General features: G+C 40.4%; 16 protein-coding genes. 3 read left to right on the top strand and 13 right to left on the bottom strand.

The genetic code is table 11. The annotated features are described in order from the left end of the window. From RCZ04_RS10465 to RCZ04_RS10440, 6 genes are all read right to left on the bottom strand, one after another. The coding region (locus tag RCZ04_RS10465; protein WP_460485984.1) for a SusC/RagA family TonB-linked outer membrane protein at positions 1 to 2,084 on the bottom strand (2,084 nt) is incomplete at its 3' end. Then, positions 2,081 to 2,356 (bottom strand): carboxypeptidase-like regulatory domain-containing protein, encoded by a 276-nt coding sequence (locus RCZ04_RS10460; protein WP_460485983.1) that lies wholly within the window; start codon positions 2,354 to 2,356, stop codon positions 2,081 to 2,083. The genes RCZ04_RS10460 and RCZ04_RS10465, both read right to left, overlap by 4 nt. A gap of 787 nt (positions 2,357 to 3,143) precedes the next feature. Next, on the bottom strand, positions 3,144 to 7,133 hold the full coding sequence (locus RCZ04_RS10455) for a glycoside hydrolase family 2 TIM barrel-domain containing protein (protein ID WP_460485982.1): 3,990 nt from the start codon (positions 7,131 to 7,133) through the stop codon (positions 3,144 to 3,146). Beyond that, positions 7,130 to 7,813, bottom strand: a complete 684-nt coding sequence (locus tag RCZ04_RS10450; protein ID WP_460485981.1) for a DUF4328 domain-containing protein — start codon at positions 7,811 to 7,813, stop codon at positions 7,130 to 7,132. The genes RCZ04_RS10455 and RCZ04_RS10450 overlap by 4 nt, the downstream gene beginning before the upstream one ends. Before the next feature lie 99 nt (positions 7,814 to 7,912). Further along, positions 7,913 to 9,304: an aspartate ammonia-lyase gene (aspA, locus tag RCZ04_RS10445; protein ID WP_460485980.1), complete on the bottom strand. Its 1,392-nt coding sequence runs from the start codon at positions 9,302 to 9,304 to the stop codon at positions 7,913 to 7,915. 323 nt (positions 9,305 to 9,627) lie between these two features. After that, positions 9,628 to 10,833 (bottom strand): Gfo/Idh/MocA family protein, encoded by a 1,206-nt coding sequence (locus RCZ04_RS10440; protein ID WP_460485979.1) that lies wholly within the window; start codon positions 10,831 to 10,833, stop codon positions 9,628 to 9,630. A gap of 887 nt (positions 10,834 to 11,720) precedes the next feature. Between RCZ04_RS10440 and RCZ04_RS10435 the strand changes: the two genes are divergently transcribed. The 3 genes from RCZ04_RS10435 (at position 11,721) to RCZ04_RS10425 (ending at position 16,113) form a co-directional block, all read left to right on the top strand. Then, positions 11,721 to 12,677, top strand: coding sequence for an acetyl-CoA carboxylase carboxyltransferase subunit alpha (locus tag RCZ04_RS10435; protein ID WP_460485978.1), 957 nt, complete (start codon positions 11,721 to 11,723; stop codon positions 12,675 to 12,677). 184 nt (positions 12,678 to 12,861) lie between these two features. After that, positions 12,862 to 14,439, top strand: coding sequence for a replicative DNA helicase (gene dnaB / locus RCZ04_RS10430; RefSeq protein WP_460485977.1), 1,578 nt, complete (start codon positions 12,862 to 12,864; stop codon positions 14,437 to 14,439). A gap of 168 nt (positions 14,440 to 14,607) precedes the next feature. Continuing rightward, a complete protein-coding gene (locus RCZ04_RS10425) occupies positions 14,608 to 16,113 on the top strand; it encodes a GH3 auxin-responsive promoter family protein (protein WP_460485976.1) in 1,506 nt (501 codons plus the stop codon). Here RCZ04_RS10425 and RCZ04_RS10420 read toward each other — a convergent pair whose 3' ends face one another. The 7 genes from RCZ04_RS10420 to gcvH all read right to left on the bottom strand — a co-directional run bounded on the left by RCZ04_RS10420 (position 16,114) and on the right by gcvH (position 20,469). Further along, the gene (locus RCZ04_RS10420; RefSeq protein ID WP_460485975.1) at positions 16,114 to 16,557 is read right to left on the bottom strand and encodes an energy transducer TonB; all 444 of its coding nucleotides are present in this window, start codon (positions 16,555 to 16,557) and stop codon (positions 16,114 to 16,116) included. A 72-nt stretch (positions 16,558 to 16,629) separates the two neighbouring features. After that, the gene (locus RCZ04_RS10415; RefSeq protein ID WP_460485974.1) at positions 16,630 to 17,361 is read right to left on the bottom strand and encodes an energy transducer TonB; all 732 of its coding nucleotides are present in this window, start codon (positions 17,359 to 17,361) and stop codon (positions 16,630 to 16,632) included. A gap of 145 nt (positions 17,362 to 17,506) precedes the next feature. Beyond that, positions 17,507 to 17,941: an energy transducer TonB gene (locus RCZ04_RS10410; RefSeq protein ID WP_460485973.1), complete on the bottom strand. Its 435-nt coding sequence runs from the start codon at positions 17,939 to 17,941 to the stop codon at positions 17,507 to 17,509. Positions 17,942 to 17,960: 19 nt separating this feature from the next. Continuing rightward, a complete protein-coding gene (locus RCZ04_RS10405) occupies positions 17,961 to 18,791 on the bottom strand; it encodes an energy transducer TonB (protein ID WP_460485972.1) in 831 nt (276 codons plus the stop codon). Positions 18,792 to 18,862: 71 nt separating this feature from the next. After that, positions 18,863 to 19,600 carry an energy transducer TonB gene (locus RCZ04_RS10400; protein WP_460485971.1) on the bottom strand — a complete coding sequence of 246 codons (738 nt, stop codon included), beginning with the start codon at positions 19,598 to 19,600 and terminating at the stop codon, positions 18,863 to 18,865. A gap of 38 nt (positions 19,601 to 19,638) precedes the next feature. Continuing rightward, the gene (locus tag RCZ04_RS10395) at positions 19,639 to 20,007 is read right to left on the bottom strand and encodes a VanZ family protein (RefSeq protein ID WP_460485970.1); all 369 of its coding nucleotides are present in this window, start codon (positions 20,005 to 20,007) and stop codon (positions 19,639 to 19,641) included. 81 nt (positions 20,008 to 20,088) lie between these two features. Continuing rightward, on the bottom strand, positions 20,089 to 20,469 hold the full coding sequence (gcvH, locus tag RCZ04_RS10390) for a glycine cleavage system protein H (protein WP_460485969.1): 381 nt from the start codon (positions 20,467 to 20,469) through the stop codon (positions 20,089 to 20,091). Between the last annotated feature and the right edge of the window lie 995 nt (positions 20,470 to 21,464).

Below are 21,464 nucleotides of genomic sequence, written 5' to 3'. Positions count from 1 at the left end.
TAAGTACCGTTTAAAGAAATGTTATAGCTGACATCGCCAACAGCTCTGTGATGAGAGAGCACTACCGCAATCCCCTTGTTACGCACTTTACCTACATTGCGTGCAGGAATTTGATCTTTTGATAATCCTGTTTCGGCCATTATATCATTGGCACGGATAAGGATACCTTTTGTTAGGCGGTTATATAAATCGGCAGTGAGGTTAAAAAGACCCTTACCAACGCTCAGGTCAAGACCTATATTGGTAGAAGCTGTAGTTTCCCAAGTAAGGTCTTGGTTTCCTATACGTCCTTCGGTGAGTGTAGGAGCACTGACTCCACCGAGTACAACTGTGCCACCACTATCGTAAGTAGAATAAGTATCGTACAGCCCAATATTCTTGATATTACCGTTTTCGCCCCAAGAGGCTCTCAATTTGAGTCCGTCGAGCCAAGAAGCATTTTCCATAAACTTTTCTTGGTCTAAACGCCAACCTACGGAGAAAGAAGGGAAGTAACCCCAACGCCCTTTTTTGGCAAAGCGAGAAGAAGCATCGGCACGGAAATTGGCTTCAAAAAGGTATCGTTGATCATATGTATACCCCACCCTACCAAAATAAGAATTGATACTTTCTTCTTCGTAATAATTAATATTTGCTTTTGTATCAGTAAGTATTTGGTCTACTTCTTTTAAAGACCCGCCAGAAAAGTCGTTCATATCATTGCTGGCGAAGTTTTTACGACCTACGGTAAGGCGTCTGAAAGAATAGACATCGGTGTGAGCACCTATCATTAGGGTTACGGCGTGTAGGTCATTAAAAGTTTGGTCGTAGTTGAGCCAACCGTCATAGATAAACTTATCGGAATAGTACCAATCTAAGTCCATTTGGTTATTAGTGGAGGCTGTACCTGCAATAATTCCTGAAGCAGGATTTAAGAAGCTTGGTACACCTTTTTTTCTGTTAGCGAAAGAGAAACCTCGATAGTCGTAATAACTATAGGCGAACTGATTCGTAACTTTTACTTTTTCAAAAGGACGCACTTCGGCAGCGATAGAACCTAAAAGGCGGCGTGCTGTGGAGCTACTTCTACCACCTTCAGCCCAAGAGCGGTAAGGGTTTGCATTAGTCTCTTCAGAAGTTGTTTGTCGTCCGTTACGAATGCTACCCCATTCGCCGTTAGAGTGTTTGGCTACTTGGGTGGGAGGTACGCGTAAAGCCTCAACGAAGTTAATTCCGCCACGGGTATTATTGTGTTTGGTGTAGATAAAATTAACATTAGAGGTAAGGGTAAGCCACTTTTTAATATCGGAAGAGGTTTTGGAGTTCAAGTTATAACGGTCGGTTACATCGCCTCTTGAAGAGCCTTCTTCTCTAAAGAAGCCTCCGTCTAAAAGATACTTGAACTTTTCTACGCCCCCTGAGAATTGTACGTTATGTTTGTTCACAAAGCTTTGTTTACGCACAATAAGGTCAAACCAATTGGTATTAGGATAATGGTCGGGGTCAGAGCCATCGCGATACTTTTGTATCATTTCATCGGTAAAAGTGAGATTGGATTCGGGTACTCCTGTATTGCGTTCGGCTAAGCGGTACATTTCGGCATATTCAGCTGAATTTACCATTTTAGGCAAATAGGTAGGCATTTGCACCCCTGTAGAGCCTTCATAACTGATTTGCATCACGCCTGTTTTAGCGGATTTGGTAGTTACTAAAACTACGCCATAAGCAGCTTTTGCCCCATAGATAGCTGCTGAGGAAGCGTCTTTTAAGAAAGAGATGTTTTCGATGCTATTAGGATTCATAGCATTGAAGAAATTACTACTTACCTCTATACCGTCTACAATATAGAGGGGGTCGGAATTACCTAAGTTACCACGCCCACGAATGTTAAGAGTGGTACCACCAGGACGTGAAATAACGGTAACCCCAGCTACAGAACCTTGCAGGGCTTTAGTAATGCTTGTGGCAGGGCGACTGGCTAATTTCTTAGCGTCTACCGCTGCTACTGCCCCAGTAAGGTTTTCTTTCTTTTGGGTACCATAGCCCACTACTACTACTTCACCCAGCTCTTGGGTGTCTTCTTTCAGTTGTATATTGATAATCAAGCTATTACCCCCCCCTTGCCAATGGTTCTCTCTTGGGAGGCATAGCCCATAGAACTGAACAATAGCACGTTGCCTTGTGAGGCTTCGATGCTATATTTACCATCAAAATCAGTGGCTACCCCGCGGGTAGTTGATTTTATCTGCACACTCACGCCGGGTAGGGGAGTGCCATTCTCATCGGTAACTGTACCGGAAACTTGTTTTGATTGTGCAAGCAGTGCAGGACATACGCCCCACAACAATGCGAGCCATAAGAAGATTTTAAACTTCATATTTTAAAAACTTTAATTGGTGTATTAAACGGCGCAAATGTACGAACAAAAAAAATATAAAACAAATATTTTCGCAACTTTTTTAATTATTTTTTATTACGATATGTGAGATATGAAGAAAAATAAGGAATTAATGTTAATAATACTAATAATGCCAATAATACCAATAATACCAATAATACTGATAATGCCAATAATACTGATAATGCCAATAATACTAATAATTATTGACCTTCCCCTAATTCACTTACTCGGCAATTGCCGACAACCCTTCAAAGGGGGAATTAGTGGCGCAAAAGCGATATATTGAACTTTTTTCAGATTTTTCAGATAGGTCGGATAGATTAAATAATGAGTTAGTGCTTTCGGAAGGAAACGGAGGGGTTCGGAAGGTGTTTTTTAGGTAAAAGATAAAAGGTAAAAGGTAAAATGGGTATGGTTAGCTTATACAAAGCTTATAGGAAGCTTATACGAATCTTGGACGATTGTTATACAAAGGGTATATAAATAATTGATTAATACTGTAATACAATAATGCTAATAATGCTAATAACGGGGTTTCGTAACGAAGAAAAAAGAATGCTTACCTCAATTACATATTCTCCTATTTGGGAGCTATTTTAAAGGAGAGGAGGTGTAGCGATGTAAAGACAATTTAAAAAATATTTTATTATATTGAGGTGATGTTCTTAAAAAAAGAAAGGGACAGATTTTTTTAAAACCTGTCCCTTCAAAGAAGTTTAATTTAACATTAACAACAATGATAAGGAATAAAAAAATCAAACTTCTAATCTATTATCACCATAAATTCAGCACCTGTGGCGTAATCTTCACCATAGAAATCACTCAAAGCGGTGAAGCGCACATAGCGTGCTTTTACGGGTTTATCGAGCAATACTTGTTGAGCACTGTTAGTATCTTTGAAAGCTCCTACTTTCACAGGTTCGCCCCAGTGCTTACCGTCGTTGCTCAAGTGTATTTGGTAGTCCTTCACTTTGCCACTCCAGCTATCGGTGCGCTGAGTAAAGCTAAAGCCTTTTACGTTTACTTCCTTACCCATATCAAAATCTACCCAATGTGGGTGCTTGGCTACGGTTACTGAATAGGCGGAGTGCCAAATGGTATTGGGGTCGCCATCTACTAAATGTTTGGCATCACCTACACCTGCTTCTTCACTGCTGGCGAAAATCACTTCCATTGTAGTGCTTTCGGCTTTGCCAAAAGTGAGGGTGTATTTTTGTGCTTCATTACCCGCAAACCAAGCTTTTACGGTTCCTCCGTTAGGCAAATCGAAAGGAAGGGTGTATTTTTGTGGTTTGCTGTTATTAATACTGTAGTAGATAGTTGCTAAAGTATTAGCTGTGCTGATGGACACTTTTCCTACCTTGCTACGGGTAATAGAAAGAGGTTGCTCACCACTGGCGCTTACATTGGCTACGGTTGGCAAATTGTCTTTAGCGGGACGAATGACGAAACCAAAGTTGTGTGGGGTTGCCAACAAGCGGTCACGCAACAGCGGACGAGGTCCGCAACTATGTCCGCCCAAACCTGTATTGCCTACGTTAAGCTGTAAATATACGCCGTCAGATTCGGGTAATTGGTAAGGGTGTCCTGCTAAGGTCATATCGATAGCTTTATAAGGTAAAGCTGCTACCGATAGTGGTTCAGCACCTATAAATACGGCACCGGCGCCTTGCGCCTTGGTAAGCGCTGCCCAGCGGGTTTCTTGGTGTTGCCCCATATCTTGTGGTTTGGGGAAAGGCACAAACTCATCGGCTACTTTCCCGTTATAAATATTGACAAAAGCCCCTGTTTTACGGTCGTTATAGTTATCTTGTTTACCACGACCGTAATAAGTAAAGTTATCATACTCTTTAGGCAGTTTGAGCAAATAGCCCAACTGTGGCAATACCAAAGAGGCATCGTTAGACACTACACTGGCTTGTAGCTCAATAGAGCCGTCGGGATAGACGGTGAAAATTTGATTGGTAGTGAACTTAAAGTCGTTTGTACCAAATTTCTGATTAGTAAGTTCTTCTATCTTATTGCGTCCTGAGCTCGCACCTCCTATGATTTTAGCAGCATTAGGAGCTTGTGATTCAACCGTGAAATAGAAGGTATATCCGCCCTCTTTATTAGGTTTCACTGAGGAAGCAATAGCTTTATGACGCAGGTTATGCAATCCTTTTTCAAACCATTGTTCGTATATCCAGTTGTCGTTATTAGTGAAGGCGCGGAAAGCGTTCAAACTTAGGTCGCTGTTGGCTATAATAGTATTGTTCCCATAGCGGAGTGTGCCTATTGTACCTTTATCGAAATCAAAAGTTACTGAAAAATCTTTGCCAGTAATCGTCTTTTTGTCTTTGCTAAGGGAGAGCTTTTCTCCTTTGGTTACAGAGGCTATAGCAGACTTTTGATTAGCATTTTGCAATAGGAGTTGCTCGCGTGCTTGCACAAATCCTTTTTTAGCCCAAGGCGTGTCTGCTTTAAGGTGAAATTCTACAACACTGTAATACTCAGCATTAGTATCTAAAGAAGCAGGAGTAATACTCACGGTGGCTTTTTGTTGAGGCTTCACGGAAGGTACTTCAAAAGAACGCTCTTCTAACAGCACACCGTTTTTATAGAGTTTCCATACGCCCTCATAGCTTGAAAGGTCAGTAAAGTAACCTTTATTAAAGATTTCAAAAGTAAAGCCGTCGAGCTTCTTTACACCTATGTTCTGATATACTTTTTGTACTTCGTAATACTGTGGTTTTACGGTTCTATCGGCGAAGATAATTCCGTTCATCACAAACTGACCGTCGTTAGGGAAATCGCCAAAATCGCCCCCATAGGCTTGGTAGCGGATACCGTCTTTGGTATAGTTGTACATCGCTTGGTCTACCCAATCCCAGATAGCACCTCCACAGATGAAGTTAGAGCTTTCGATAGCGTCCCAATAGTCGGCGAGATTTCCTACGGCATTGCCCATAGAGTGCGCGTATTCCGAGATGTGGAACGGATATTTGATGTCATACTTACCAGTGGCAGCGCCTTGTACCCAAGCTACAGAGGGGTATTGGTTAGAGCCCATATCTACGATGTCGTTATTGCGCTCGTATTGTACAGGGCGAGAAGTATCGAGTGTTTTAAGGTGATTATAAGCCGTTACAAAGTTCTGACCAGGGCCTGCTTCATTACCGAGTGACCATATCACAATGGCAGGTGAGTTATAAGTAGCCTCTACCATCTCTACCACGCGGGCTGTGTGCGCTTTTTCCCATTCTTTAGGGTGAGAAAGAGACTCTTTGCCATAGTAATATTGGTGAGATTCGATATTAGCTTCGTTCTCTAAATAAATGCCGTACTTATCGCAGAGATAGAAGAAGTAAGGGTCAGGAGGATAGTGAGAGTTGCGCACGTGGTTGATATTACCGCGTTTCATTAGCATTACTTCCTCTTCCATTTGCTGGTGAGTAAGCACGTGCCCTTGTGCAGGGTGGCTCTCGTGGCGATTTACCCCCTTGAATTTAATAGTCTTGCCATTAAGGTAATAGTATCTACCTGCCTTGCCAAATGCATCGTCTTCAGCCTTAGTGTCTTTGATTTCTACTTTTCTGAAGCCAAAATAAGAAGATACTGTTTCTACTACTTTGCCCTTTTTGTCTACAAGCTGTGCTACGAGCACATAGCGATGAGGTTCTTCAGCCGACCATAATTTAGGATTCTTTACGGTAATGCTACTACTTACTTTGTCAATAGCATTAGGGGCTACTGTTTTTAGAGAGATACTTCCTTTGGTAGCAGTAGGGGTAACATCGTCTTTATACAAAGCGACATCGTATACATTATAGCGCACTTGGTAATCCTTTACAGCTTTTTTGTCGAGGTTGCGTACCTCTGCTGTTACTTTTAGTTGCCAATCGGTGAGGTTTGAGCTATCGGTAAGGATATTCAAGTTGAAGATTTGTACCTTAGGAGTACTGCGCAAAGCAACTGTTCTAAAGATACCTGGAAGGCGGAACATATCTTGCGATTCGAGAAAAGAACCATCGGAATTGCGGTATACCTCTACAGCTACTTTATTCTTGCCTTTGTGCAGATATTTGGTAATATCAAAAGAAGCTACGTTACGAGAGTTCTTTGAGAAACCTACGTAAGTGCCGTTTATCCAAAGGTAGAAAAAGGAATCTACCCCATCAAAATCGATGAAGATTTCGCGACCGTCCCAATCAGAGGGTACTTCAAAATCGCGAACATAAGAACCTACCTCATTGCGGTACTCATAAGTAGTCCACGTTTTAGGCGGTGTGCGCATTACCCCTTTACGCCAATCGTCTACCTTGCGTTCGTGATAGAAAATTACAGGCTGATTTACATAGATGGGCACCCCGTACTTGAGCGTACCGTCTTTTTGAATACCTTGAATATTCCAACTGGAAGGTACGGGAATTACGTCCCAAGAAGAGACATCAAAATCGGTTTTATAGAAATCCTTAGGGCGTTCTTCAGGTGTCTTGCACCAATGGAATGCCCATTGCCCATTGAGAGACTTCCAATAAGGCGTGTTTTCAGGCAGTACTTTAGTAGCGGAAGCTTCGTCCTTAAACGAGAAGAAATAAGCTCGTGGGTACTCTTTGTTTAGTGAGAGTTCCTCAACTGATTCCCATTCCTTACCTGTAGGGGCAGAAGGATTACCATAAGCAAAACCACTTGGTGGTTTATGCTGTGCTAATGCCATTGATGAAAAAGCAAAAGCAAATGCTGTGCTAACAGTTTTTAAATAATGCTTCATAAAATATTGGTATTAGTTTCTTCTTTTTGCTGAAGATTAGATAACAGAGGTTCAACCTTAGCGTAATCTTTCACTACTTTGATGCATAAAAAGAAGCAAACGATTAACAGAAGGGTGCCAATCACATTTATAATAGAAGTTGTGTATGATATTTCGATGGTGGGCTCATCAAACATATAGGCTCTAAAAACTAAATAGTTTACTATAGAGGTAATCACTGAAAGTGTCCACCAAATGGTTACAATATTAGTAGATAGTTTAGGCTGTATGTCTCCTTTTTGTATGAAAAGATTGCGAGTGCTATCATATATTTCTTTCATTATACGATATGGGAGTACCCAGTTAGCAAAAGGAATAAACCAGCTTCCTACTGCCCAACCATCGGTATATGAGAGGTTGTTTTTCAGTTGGTGCAAGTTGTAATAAGCACGCCTAAACCACATTAAAAAAAGAATACCCATTATAAGGGTTATTACAAGCCACAAGAGGCCTACAATCAATGAGAAAAGATCACTCAGTTCAGCTCTTGCAAACAAATCTTCATCTATTTCATCTATAAGAAATCCTCTAATAACAGATAGCTCGAATATATCTGAAATGAGGATTACAAATAAAAAAGCAAAAGATATCCATAGCATTAGTATGGCATTCTTAGCACGGGTAGTATTATCTCTTAACATTTTTGTTGGTTTTTTAAAGAAAGGCGTAACCCAAAGTTGGAATTAAAAAAGGTTACGCCTTTTGTTGTTGAATATTAAAATCTTTAAATACTTAAATTACTAAACGCCTAACATATTCTTAGGGTCTAATATCTCATCGAGTTTATCCTTAGATAGCAAGCCGTGTTCTAATACTAAATTATAGACAGACTTACCTGTTTCGAGGGCTTCTTTGGCTATCTTAGTACTGTTTTTATAACCGATATGTGGGTTAAGAGCAGTAACGATACCGATACTGTGTTTCACCATATTGAGGCATACCTCGCGATTGGCAGTAATACCCTCTACGCATTTGGTGCGCAAAGTGTCGATAGCGCGTTCTAAGAATACAATAGACTCAATGATAGATTGACACAATACAGGTTCCATTACGTTGAGTTGCAACTGACCTGCTTCGGCAGCAAAGGTTACGGTAAGATCGTTACCAAAAACCTTAAAGCACACTTGGTTTACTACTTCGGGGATTACAGGGTTTACCTTACCTGGCATAATTGAAGAGCCAGGTTGCATCGCAGGAAGGTTTATTTCGTTTAAGCCTGCACGGGGACCTGAAGAGAGTAAGCGCAAATCATTACAAATCTTAGAGAGCTTTACAGCCATACGTTTTAGCGCAGAGGAATAAATTACATAGGAACCTGTATCGGGGGTGGCTTCTACTAAGTTACTTGCCGTTACAAAGGCTTCACCTGTGAGCTTCGCTAAGTTCTCGGCACATAGTTTGGCATAACCCTTAGGAGCGTTGAGCCCAGTACCAATGGCAGTACCTCCCATATTGATTTCTAAGAAGAGCTTGGCGTTGCTTTGCAAACGGGCAATTTCTTCTTCGAGGTTGGCAGCAAAAGCTTCGAACTCTTGACCCAGTGTCATAGGTACGGCATCTTGCAACTGTGTACGACCCATTTTTATCACATCGGAGAACTCACGACCTTTTTTACGGAAGGCTTCGATGAGGAGTTTCAAACGCTCAATGAGCTTTTCGTTCATCATAATCACAGCTAACTTTACTGTTGTGGGGTAAGAGTCGTTAGTGGATTGCGACTGATTTACGTGGTCGTTAGGAGAGCAGTGCGCATAATCACCTTTTTCGTAGCCCATTAGTTCTAAGGCGCGATTAGCAATTACTTCATTGGCGTTCATATTTACTGAAGTACCTGCCCCACCTTGAATCATATCTACGGGGAACTGATGGTTAAACTTCCCTTCAATTACTTCTTTACAAGCCTCAGAAATAGGTTTGAGCAGTTCGTTGGGGAGCAGTCCTAAAGCGTGATTGGTTTGAGCTGCGGCGAGTTTTACATAGCCAATAGCTTTTACAAACTCGGGGTAATCACCCATTTTAGTTCCTGTAATGTGGAAGTTTTCGATGGCGCGTTGTGTTTGTACGCCATAATAAGCCTCAGCAGGCACTTGTAAATCACCAATGAGGTCGGATTCTGTTCTAAATTTTGTCATAATTTTAAATTTTATATTTCTTAATAATTTTATGGTTGATACTTACGTTATACAACGAAAGTGTAACACTTTAAAAAATTTCGGTAAAAGTACGGAAGTTTTTTTAAATAGAAAAGAAAAAAGTAAAATATTTTTTAAGATAGTGTATATTTAACTTAAAGAAGTGAGGCTGTGCCTCAGAAAATAAAAACAAATTAGTTTCAAAATTAAAAGAAAATTAAGGTTACGCCTTTGTAGAGCTTCGCACAGATGTCATAAATTTCACGGAGTTGTGATACTAAAATAAATGTGAATTGGCGTTGTGTTATATTGGAATGATGTTATTACAGTGAGAAATCGGGGATAGAGATAGGGATATTGCCTCCTTCGACTGAGCGTTGGGTGAGTTCGGCGATAGAAGACCAAAGTGCACCATCATATACATTTTGGTCTAATGGGAGTCCGTTTTTAAGGCAATGGACTAAGCGGTAATCCATAATGATATCCATTGGTTTTTGTTCTGGCAGAAGTGTGCGCAAATCAGCTGTTTCGCGATAATAAGGGTGTTCATTTTCATCTAAAAAAGAAGTGATTTCTTCGGGGGTAAGTGCTTTTTCTTCTCTATCGTCAAAATACAGTTGAGGTATGGGGTACTTTTGCAGAAAGCCTTTAGTACCACTGAGCATAAAGATGCGTGAATAGGGGCGTGGACTGGTGGCGTCGTGTTGTAAAACAATGGTTTTACCTTTAGCGGTTTGCAGAAGGGTAACGTTCATATCGCCTGTATAGTGCGCTTGTGCCTCTGGAGAGAAAGCCCCGAAGTGCGCTTGTGCGTATTGTTGCATTCCGATAGCTAATGAGGACATTGATACGAGACGCACTAAGCGGTCGGTGCGAAGGATACCCATTGCTTGACAGATGGGCGCAATGCCGTGAGTAGGGTAGGGGTTTCCTTCGAAAGTTTTACTGTACTTTATGCGCCATTTGCCGCGTTCGGCATCGCGTTCGGTTTGGCGGAAGTTCAGATGTCTTAAATCGTGGATATAAGCGCCTTCGGCGTGTACTAATTCGCCCAGTTTACCTTGCTTTGCGAGTTTTATTCCTATCAGTTCAAAACGGTCATAACACACGTTTTCGAGCATCATACAGTGCCTTTGAGTGGCTTCGGCAGTGCGTACAATGCGCTCACAATCGGGGACGGTGAGAGCTAAGGGTACTTCGATAGCTACGTGTTTGCCACATTCCATTGCGTAGATAGCCATTGGGGCGTGGAGTTCCCAAGGGGTGGAGATATATAGGAGGTCGATATTGGGGTTTTCGCAGAGTTTACGCCAATCGCTGGGTTGAGTGTAGAAAGAAGCTACAGGGGTTTGGCTTTGTGTTATATTCTTTGCTTTGGCAAGGGCTTCGGTATCTACTTCGGCAATGGCTATGATTTGGACGTTTAAGTGCATAAAGCGTTTTACGGCTTCAATGCCACGTATGCCTACCCCTATAAAGCCGATGCGCAGGGGGTTGATGGGAGGAACTGTTAGATTGAATACTTTCATTAATGGTGAATGATTAGTGATTAATGATTGTTGGCTATTTTACTATCAAAAAATATGCCTTTTTTTGGTGGTGCGAGGTCGTAGCACGGTGTGAGCCACACAGGCAAGTGCGAGCCGCACGGGCGTTAATGGGGAGATTGGTTGGAGGAGTTTGGACGAGTCGGATGTTTCAGACTTTTTGGAGAAACTCGGAAAGATTCTGGAGTCTTAGAATAGAGATGAGAAGGGAGAAAGATAGCGAAGGAATTCAAAAGAGAGGTGAGAGTGATTTTGGTGAGAAAAGGCTATTGGGAGGGTACACTTAGCTTATACAAAGCTTATAGGAAGCTTATACGAATCTTGGACGATTGTTATGCAAAGGGTGTATAAGTGATTGATTCATATTATAATACAATAATACCAATAATACCGAAAATAGGGTTTCGAGGCGAAAGAAAAGAGTCGTAGCACGACGGGCAGGTAGGAAAATTAGGAAATTTGAAAATGAGAAAATGTGCAGGAACCTCCCCCTTGCCCCCTCGGAGAGGGGGAACTGTAGTGACGGAAAAATGAGTTATAGGAGGGGTTGGAGAGACTCGGAGAAAAGAGAGAATGGATAGACAAAAAGAAGAATGAAGTTACATAAGGTGATAGAAACTTTTGTATAATGGGTTGCGTACGGATTTTTATGAAGTAATAGCTAAAACTACAGTGGGGAGAGGTATAGAAATGTGATTGCAAAATGATGTTTGTATTATATGTAGTAAGCGTTGATAATCATTTAATTGCTTAGAGAAATTGCAGAGTATATGCAGGGAGTTAAATTTATAAACAAAAATTTATTAGTTAGTAATTCAAAAATATTTTCTATCTTTGCCCTTTGAAAAAAATCAAATAACACTTAGTTTATGGAATATTTAGATTTTGAACAACCTATTAAAGAGCTTGAAGAACAGATGGAAAAGTGTCAGGTCATCGGTAGTGAGAGTGATGTGGATATGACTGATGCTTGCAAGAAGATAGAAAAGAAGCTCAACCAAGTAAAGAAAGAAATATATGGCAATCTTACGGCGTGGCAACGAGTGCAAATTTCTCGACATTTAGAGCGCCCATATACGCTTGATTATATCAAATCATTGGCTGGGGACACTTTCTTGGAACTTCACGGTGACCGTACTGTTAAGGACGACAAGGCGATGATAGGAGGTTTTGGAAAGATAGACGACCAGAGTTTTTTGTTCATTGGTCAGCAAAAGGGTGTAAATACTAAGATGCGACAATACCGCAATTTTGGTATGGCAAATCCTGAAGGTTACCGCAAAGCCTTGCGATTGATGAAACAAGCTGAGAAGTTTAACATTCCTATTGTGTGTTTTGTAGACACCCCTGGTGCTTTTCCTGGTATTGAAGCTGAGGAGCGTGGACAAGGAGAGGCTATTGCCCGTAATATTTTGGAGATGTCAAGATTAAAAGTGCCTGTAATTATCTTTATTATAGGAGAGGGTGCTTCGGGTGGAGCACTGGGTATAGGAGTGGGCGATAAGGTATATATGCTTGAAAATACTTGGTACTCGGTAATTTCGCCAGAATCTTGTTCTTCAATCTTATGGCGCAGTTGGGAGTACAAAAAAGAGGCGGCTGAAGCGCTTAAACTGACTGCTCCTGATATGAAGAAGTTGAAACTCATTGATGAGATTATTAAAGAACCACTTGGTGGGGCGCATCACGACCGAGAAATGATGTTTACTACCGTTCGCAAAGTGATATTGGATACCTATAAGGATTTGAAGAAGCTTCCTGCCGACAGATTGGTAGAAAAACGAATGAACAAGTACCTTGCGATGGGAGTGTTCAACGAGAAGTAAGAAAATGATAATATCAACAACTTATAAAGGCGCTGAACAAGCGCCTTTTTTGTAAAATAAAGATACTAAATAATTGTTAGAAAGCAATGTGAATAAAACTTTTCAGAAGTTATCAACAGGCTATTAACACGGCTTGTGAGTAAAATCATCTACCCGAAATTAAACTATTTCGTACCTTTGCCGTATGAACGAGACAGAAAATATATCCGTATCCGAAATTGTTCCCGCAATACAACCTTTTTCACGCACGCAGGTGAGTTTAGAGCGAGGGAAGCTCCCTCCGCAAGACCTCAGTATTGAAGAGGCTATTTTGGGAGCTATGCTCATTGACAAGAAAGGCGTTGATGATGTGATAGACATACTCAACCCTGAAGTTTTTTATAAAAAGCAACACCAACTTATCTATCAAGCGATTTTTGAACTTTTCAACGAATCGGAAGCGATTGACCTGCTTACTGTAGCGGAGCAACTTCGCAAAAATGGCAACTTGGAGGCGGTGGGGGGAGAGTTTTATCTCATCAACCTGACCCAGCGAGTATCATCGTCAGCCAATGTGGAGTTTCACGCACGTATTATCTTGCAGAAGTTCATCAAGCGGAAGCTCATTGAGATTTCTTCGGAAATTATAGAAGATGCCTATGACGATACTCGAGATGTGTTTGATTCATTAGACAGTGCTGAGCAGAAGCTCTATGAAGTAACACAAGGGAACTTAAAGCGATCGAGTGAAGCAGCGGGAGATTTGGTGATAAAAGCCCTAAAGAAAATACAAGATCTCTCTAATAAAACAGACGGTTTTAGCGGGGTGCCATCGGGCTTTACCAAGCTTGACCAACTCACTTCGGGTTGGCAAGCGAGCGATCTTATTATTGTGGCAGCGCGTCCAGGGATGGGTAAAACAGCGCTCACACTTTCAATGGCACGCAATATAGCAGTAGGTCAGGGGATACCTGTGGCGTTTTTTTCGTTAGAGATGTCGTCAGTACAGCTTATTACCCGTTTGATATCGTCGGAGACAGGTTTGTCGTCAGAGAAATTGCGTACAGGGAAGTTGGAAGAGCACGAGTGGTATGTGCTAAACACTAAGGTGAAAGACCTTGAAAAGGCGCCATTGTTTATAGATGATACGCCTTCTATTTCTATTTTTGACCTCAGAGCTAAAGCGCGCCGACTCTCTACACAGCACGGTATCCAGCTTATCATCATTGATTATTTACAATTGATGACCGCAGGAGGTAGCAAAGGGGTAGGAAATCGCGAGCAAGAAATTTCTACGATTTCTCGTAACCTAAAAGCTCTTGCTAAAGAATTGAATATACCGGTAATTGCTCTTTCACAGCTTTCGCGTAATGTGGAATCACGACCTGGACAGCAAAAGCGTCCGCAGTTATCTGACTTACGTGAGTCAGGAGCTATTGAGCAAGATGCTGATATTGTATCGTTTATATATCGCCCAGAATATTATAAAATTACAGAATGGGACGATGAGGCAGGAACACCTACCGCTGGACAAGCCGAGTTTATTGTAGCAAAACACCGTAATGGAGGTTTGGATAGTATCCGATTGAAGTTTGAAGGGCACTTGGGTAGGTTTGCTAATTTAGATGAATACGACAGTGGAGGCTATTTACCTTTAGGCACACAAGAATTTGTTTCGAAGATGAATGACAATGTAGTGTTTGAGCAGATTCCTACAGGTAATCCTACTCAAGCTTTTGGAGCTACTCCAACGGATTCGGCTACCGATGATGTACCTTACTAAAAAAACTCATAAAGCGTATAAATATTTAAGAGACTTTTTTCAGCCATTCTTCTCAATCGTGTAAAACGACAGACTGAGAAGAATGGCTTTGTTATAAATTAGTGCTTTCATCATTTCTGGAATTAAAAAAAATAGTATCTTTGCGGAGTCAAAACACAGACCGCTATTATGATCAAATCGTATTTATCCAAAATATTCGCTGCTATCGTTAAGAAAAAGATAGACCGCTGGGCAAGTGACCCTATAAACACTCAACAAAAAGTATTCCAATCACTTATAGCTCAGGCTAAAAACACGGCTTTTGGGCGCGACCACCACTTTGACGAAATTCAAACATATGATGATTTTGTAGCCCGCGTGCCTATTCGTGACTATGAGGCTTTGCGACCCTATATTGATAGGGTGGTAGCGGGTGAAAAAGATGTGCTCTGGAAAGGCAAACCGCTCTACTTTGCCAAAACCTCAGGCACTACCAGTGGTGCGAAGTATATCCCTATCACCAAAGCCTCAATGCCTTACCACGTGCAAGGAGCTCGCGATGCGATTCTGTGCTATATTCACGAAACTAAAAAAGCGGATTTTGTGGAAGGCAAGATGATTTTCTTGCAAGGAAGTCCTGTGCTCAGCGAGAAAAACGGTATCAAAACAGGCCGACTTTCGGGCATTGCGGCGCACTATGTACCTGCTTATTTGCAGCGCAACCGTATGCCGTCCTACAAAACTAATTGCATAGAAGATTGGGAAACTAAAGTAGAAGCGATTGTTACAGAGACTTTTTCTAAGAATATGACCCTCATCAGCGGGATTCCGTCTTGGGTGCTGATGTACTTTGAACGCCTGTACACGCGTTCGGGTATCAAGGTAGGAAAGTTGTTCCCTAACTTCAATTTGTTCATTTATGGGGGAGTGAATTACGAGCCTTACCGCCAGCAGTTTGAGCATCTCATTGGGCGCAAGGTGGATAGTATAGAGCTCTACCCCGCCAGCGAAGGTTTTTTTGCTTATCAAGATAGTCAGACGGAAAAAGGGATGCTCTTGTTGCTCAATGCAGGTATTTTCTACGAATTTGTAGAAGCCGATACGTTCTTCAGCGAAAACCCTAAACGCGTGGTTTTGCAGGATGTACAACTCGGGGTGAACTACGCACTGATCATCTCCACCAATGCCGGACTTTGGGGTTACAACATAGGGGATACCGTGCAATTTACCTCATTAAGTCCTTATCGCATAGTGGTTACGGGGCGCATCAAGCACTTTATTTCGGCTTTTGGTGAGCACGTGATTGGCAAAGAGGTAGAAGAAGCGATGCGTGAAGGCTTGGAAGCTATGGGCGCACGCATTACCGAATTTACCGTGGCTCCTCAAGTAAATCCTGCGGCAGGCGAGTTGCCTTATCACGAATGGTTTGTAGAATTTGAACAAAAACCCGCTGATATGCAACGCTTTGCTCAAGTAATTGACGAGGCTTTGCAAAAGCAAAATATGTACTATTACGACCTTATTCAGGGTAAAGTACTCCAACCCCTCAAGATCACCGAAGTACCCGAAGGAGGTTTTGCCGCTTATATGAAGTCACAGGGCAAACTCGGCGGACAAAACAAAATACAGCGCTTAGCTAATGATAGAAGCGTGGTGAAGGGTTTAGGAGATTTGACAAAGTCTATTAGTTTATAGTTAATCTGCCAGAGTAAAATTGATAGGGTATTTAAAACACACCTCTATAGGCTTACCATGCTGTCGAGCAGGGATGAAACAAGGCAAACTTTCAATTAGGAATTTAGCTTCAGCTTTAAGGTCTTCATCAGTACCAGTAACTTCAATCACTTTTACTGTACCATTTTTCCTAATAGCAAACTCTACTACAACCCTGTCTTGTATTCCCTTTTTTAATGCTTTTTGAGGATAGCGAAGATGAGTGATAATATGTTCGTTGAGATGTTGCCTAAAGCAACGTTCTTGTTCGTTTTTATCTACATCTTTACAAGCTTCAAACATAGGTTTTTGCTCTATAATGGCAAAGGGAATGTTGAGCATTCCTTTATCTTCGTCTTTTTGTGCATAGCTATTGGCTGTGGTTGCAAACCACAAGATTAGAGAGACGAATACAATTTTTCTCATAGTATAAGAATATAAAAAATGTTAGTTGTTAGCTATCAATCAGTGTTGATAACTAACAACTAACGGCTACATTTATTTATTGTTTAGTTTAAAATTAATAGGGTAAGCAAAGGTTACAGGGGTAGGTACTTCTCGTTGTTTACCAGGTATAAGTCTTGGTAACTTCTCAATGATGCGTTGCGCTTCGTTTTCGAGGAGTTTATTACCACCTCGTACTCCTAATACAGTAATGCTACCATCGGTATTGATACGGAAGTTTACAAATACTTTGCCTTCAATGCCCATATTAGCAGCATCTTCAGGATAAATAAAGTTCTTTATTACGTGCTTGTCTAATTGCTCTTTAAAGCACTGAGATTGCTTTTCACGAGCGACTCCTTTACATTCTTTGAACATTGGTTTATCTTCAATAACTGCAAAAGGTACTACAATTTCAGGCTTTTCATCATCTTCTGGTACTATTGTTATAGTTTCGGGAGCTACAGGAGATGAAGGATTAGTTTCAGTACTTGCAATTTCAGGTTCAATCACATCAATAGTATTATCTACAACGTTAATTTCCTGCGTAAGTTGAGGTGGAGGAGGTGCTTGCTGAGGCACTTCGGGCGTGGGTAATTCAATGATTGTAGGAGGTTCATCACAAACTATAATATTATCATTGAAGTTATAGCTGAGGTTGCCTTTGTCTTGTATTTTTGCTTCAAAGCCCCATAGGGTAAACCCAGAGATAGCTGCAAAACCAATAGCAAAGAACAACCCACTACGTTTAGCCAAATCGGCTTTAGGGTTCTTTTTAAGTTGCATAATGATTTTCTTTAAAAGGTTATTAAATGTACTATCAACAAAGGTTTAAAAAGCTTTTTATAACTGTTGTTATAAGCTATAAATCAACAAGTGTGCCAAAGTTTAGGAATTAAGAAGTAGGAATTAGAAATGCAAAAATAACTCATTATGATGATAGTATAAAGTTAAGAGGATAAGAGAAGCTTACCTCTACGGGTTTACCGTTTTTATCTTTAGCAGGAATAAGTGTAGGAAGACTCTCGAAGATACGTTTAGCTTCTTCTTCTAATAGTTTGTGAGGGCTTTTAATTACTATAATACTGATTGTGCCATCGGTATTAATACAAAATGTTACATCAACCCTGCCCTGTATTCTTTCCTTTATGGCTTCTTTAGGAAATTCAAAAGTTTTTCGTACGTGTCTATCTAACTGGTCTTTAAAGCAGGCGTATCGTTTGTTTTCAGGGATATTAATTTCTTGACATTCTTTAAACTGTGGAGGTGTTACTTCTTCGATAGGTTTTTCTTTCTTATTCTCTGTTTGTGCGTAGCTATAGCCTCCAAAAAGCAAGGCTAAGAGTATGAATATGTAGTTTTTCATTGGATAAAGTATTAAAAAGTTATTGTTCTAATGAGTAATTGATAGGGTAAGCAAAGGTTACATTTATGGGATTACCATCTTGTTTGCCAGGAATGAGTTTGGGCAGACTTTCAATAAGCTCCTTAGCTGCTTGTTCTAAAATTTTATCAGTACCTCTTACACCAATGATTTCTATTGAACCATCAGTTTTGATGCGAAAGCTCACAAAAACTCTTCCTTGGATATATAATTCTTTACAAATGGGAGGATATACAAAGTTTTTTGCTACGTGTTTGTCTATTTGTTCTTTGAAACATTTGAAAGTTTCGCTTTCGGGAACATCTTTACATTCTTGAAATCTCGGTCTTTGTTGTACTGTAGTAAAGGGCATTTCTTCTTTTGGAGCTTCGTTATCTTGTTGTATTCTAAAATCGATGGGATATTTAAATATTACTGACACAGGTTTTCCGTTTTGTTTGCCGGGGATAAATTGAGGTAACTTTTCAACAATACGTTTGGCACCTTCTTCAAGCAGTTCGTCAGGTCCTGTTGCACTTATTACTTCTACCATTCCATCAGTTTTGATACGAAAAAGGACAAGCACTTTACCAGGAATTCTTCTTTCTAATGCCTTTTTAGGGTATTCAAAGTTTTGTTTCATATACTTACTAAGTATTTCTTGAAAGCATTTAAGTTGGCTGTCTTTGGTTATATTTTTACATTCTACAAAGGTTGGTTTTTCTTGAACCTCTTCAAAAGGAATATCAGTTTTTTGTACTTTATTGTTTTTGGTTTGTGCGTAGATAGCATTTCCTGTATTAGAAAAAGCAAAAACGCATAATATGAATGTTATGATGTTATGGAGTTTCATCGTTTTTGTGTTTATGAAGGGATATAAAAAAGCCAATAGCAAGTATTTTTACTATTGGCTTTTAATTTTTTTTAGTTATTTTGTAATTTGTAGTTGATAGGGTAAGCAAAGGTAACTGGTGTAGGTTTACCGCGTTGTTTACCAGGAATAAGTCTAGGAAGCTTCATAATAAGTTTCTTAGCATCTTCTTCTAAAACTTTATCGGGACCACGCACTCCTAAAACGGTGATAGAACCATCGGTATTGATGCGGAAGTTCACGAATACTTTTCCTTGGATACCCATTTCGGCAGCTGTTTGGGGGTAGCTAAAGTTCTTTACTACGTGTTTGTTCAAGTTTTCTTGGAAACATTTCATTTGTTGATCTTTAGGTACGTTTTTACAAGCCTCGAACATAGGTTTATCTTCGATAATAGTAAAAGGGACATCTACATCGGGAGCTTCTTCTACTACGGTTTGTTTAATTTCTTCCACTTTGGCTATTTGCTCATTTTTAGTAGTTTCGGTAGTACCGATTACTTGTTCTTCGATTTTAGTATCGTTTTCCACTACTTTTACTTCTTCTACGACAGTAGGAGCTGGTGGTGGTGGAGGTGGTGGAGTTTCAGGAGGGGTCTCCATTGTGTAGTTCTCTTGATTTTCGTCGAGAGCTTTATCCACATCTGATGTACGGTTGTCTTGAACGCTTTTGTCATACACTTTTGTTTCAAAACCCCACAGAGTAAGGGCTGATACAAGAGCGAATCCTATGGCAAAGAACAATCCGCTACTTTTTGCCAAGTCGGCTTTCGGATTTTTTTTAGGTTGCATAATGATTCTCTTTTAAAAGGTTATTAAATATATACTTTTTATCTGAAAAGCTTTTCGTACTTTCTCATAAATAGTAAAGCAACAACTGTGCCAAATGTATTGAAGAGCATATCAATATAATCGGCTGAGCGAGTGGTAGTGAGTAATCCTTGAAGGATTTCGATTGTAGCTCCTAAAAACAAGGCGGTTATCACTGCCCATAATTTATTTTTAAAGGCTAATATAAACAAGGCTGTATAACCGAAATAGAAGCCAAAATGAACAACTTTATCTAAATAGGGAATGCGAGGTGCTTTAGCTATTGTGGTGGAGGAAATGAGGCTTAAAACTATTATAGTTATTGCCCATATGCTCCACAGAAAAGTGTACTTGTGTTTTTTAATATAAATCAAGGGTCGAATTAACATATTGATTAAACCTCCCCCCGACCCCCTCCAAAGGGGGAGATGTGACGCAAAAGCGACAATGTGACGAAAATCAGTGATTTTTTAAGCATCTATTAGGTTTTTATATGCTTCGGCTGAAAGTAAGTTGTCTAATTGTTTAGCATCGCTTATTTTCAGTTGTATTATCCAGCCTTCCTCATATGGTGAGGTATTTACTTTCTCTGGCTTTTGGTTTAGCGCTTCGTTAAAGGCTACTATTTCGCCTGTGAGGGGCATAAATAAATCGGATACTGTTTTTACGGCTTCGATACTACCAAATACTTCGTCTTGATTGAAGGTATCGCCTATGGTTTCTACATCTACATACACTATATCGCCTAATTGTTGTTGTGCAAAATCGGTAATACCTGCTGTGGCTATATCACCTTCGGTGTGCACCCATATGTGTTCTTTAGTGTATTTTAAATTTGACGGAAAGTTCATTATTGATACCTTAAAAAAGCGAGCCAAAGGTACTTTCTTTTTTTGTAACTACCAAATTTTTGATTGAAAAATTTTAACATTTTGTTTGAATTGAGGAGTAATGGTGTGTAAATTAGAAAATTAGAGAATGAGAGAATTAGGAAATGAGGAAATGGTTTTTGGGAAAGCTGGATTTTTTAGATAGGGGGTCAGATTTTTCGGGTAGGTCGGATTTTTCAGATTTTTTGGATAATTTAGAGGTGTGAGCTGTATGGGTAGAGGGTGGCCGGGGGAGCGGAAGATATCGGAGGGGAACGGAAGGGGGTTTTTAGATAAAAGGTAAAAGGTAAAAGGTAAAATGGGTATGCGGAGCTTATACAAAGCTTATAGGATGCTTATACGAATCTTGGACGATTGTTATACAAAGGGTGTATAAGTAATTGATTCATACTGTAATACAATAATGGTAATAATGCTGAAAACAGGGTTTCGAGACGAAAGAAAGAGAAGTGCGAGCCGCACAGGCAGGTAGAAAATTAGAACATTAGCAAATTTGGAAATGAGAAAATGTGCAGAAACCTCCCCCTACCCCCCTCGGAGAGGGGGAACTGTAGCGATGGGAAAGTGATGGAAAAACCTGACTCTTATTCAACTTTGCCAAAGGTCGTAGCACGACGGGCTGTTGAAACTTTGGCAAAGTGTTATGACGCATAAGAAACCTCCCCCTAACCCCCTCGGAGAGGGGGAACTGTAGTGACGGAAAAGTGAGAGATACATCCCTCCCTATTCACATACTCGGCTACGCCTAATATTGTATAAACATCCCCCCTCTCACATACTCCGCTCTCGCGGACAACCTTCAAAGGGGGAATTGTAGTGACGGGAAGGTGAAGGTAAGGAGTAAATGTCATATCCTGAAATAGGTTTACACAAAAAACAGGAAAATATATGACAGGGCGAAGAAAAGTAATAGTTCGGTACAGTGATTGCTTTAAGTTAAGTATCGTAGAAGAAAT

The sequence above is a fragment of the Capnocytophaga sp. HP1101 genome, from assembly GCF_054772415.1.
Note: the sequence above shows the minus strand (reverse complement) of the source record. Positions and strands in the feature narration are given on the sequence as shown.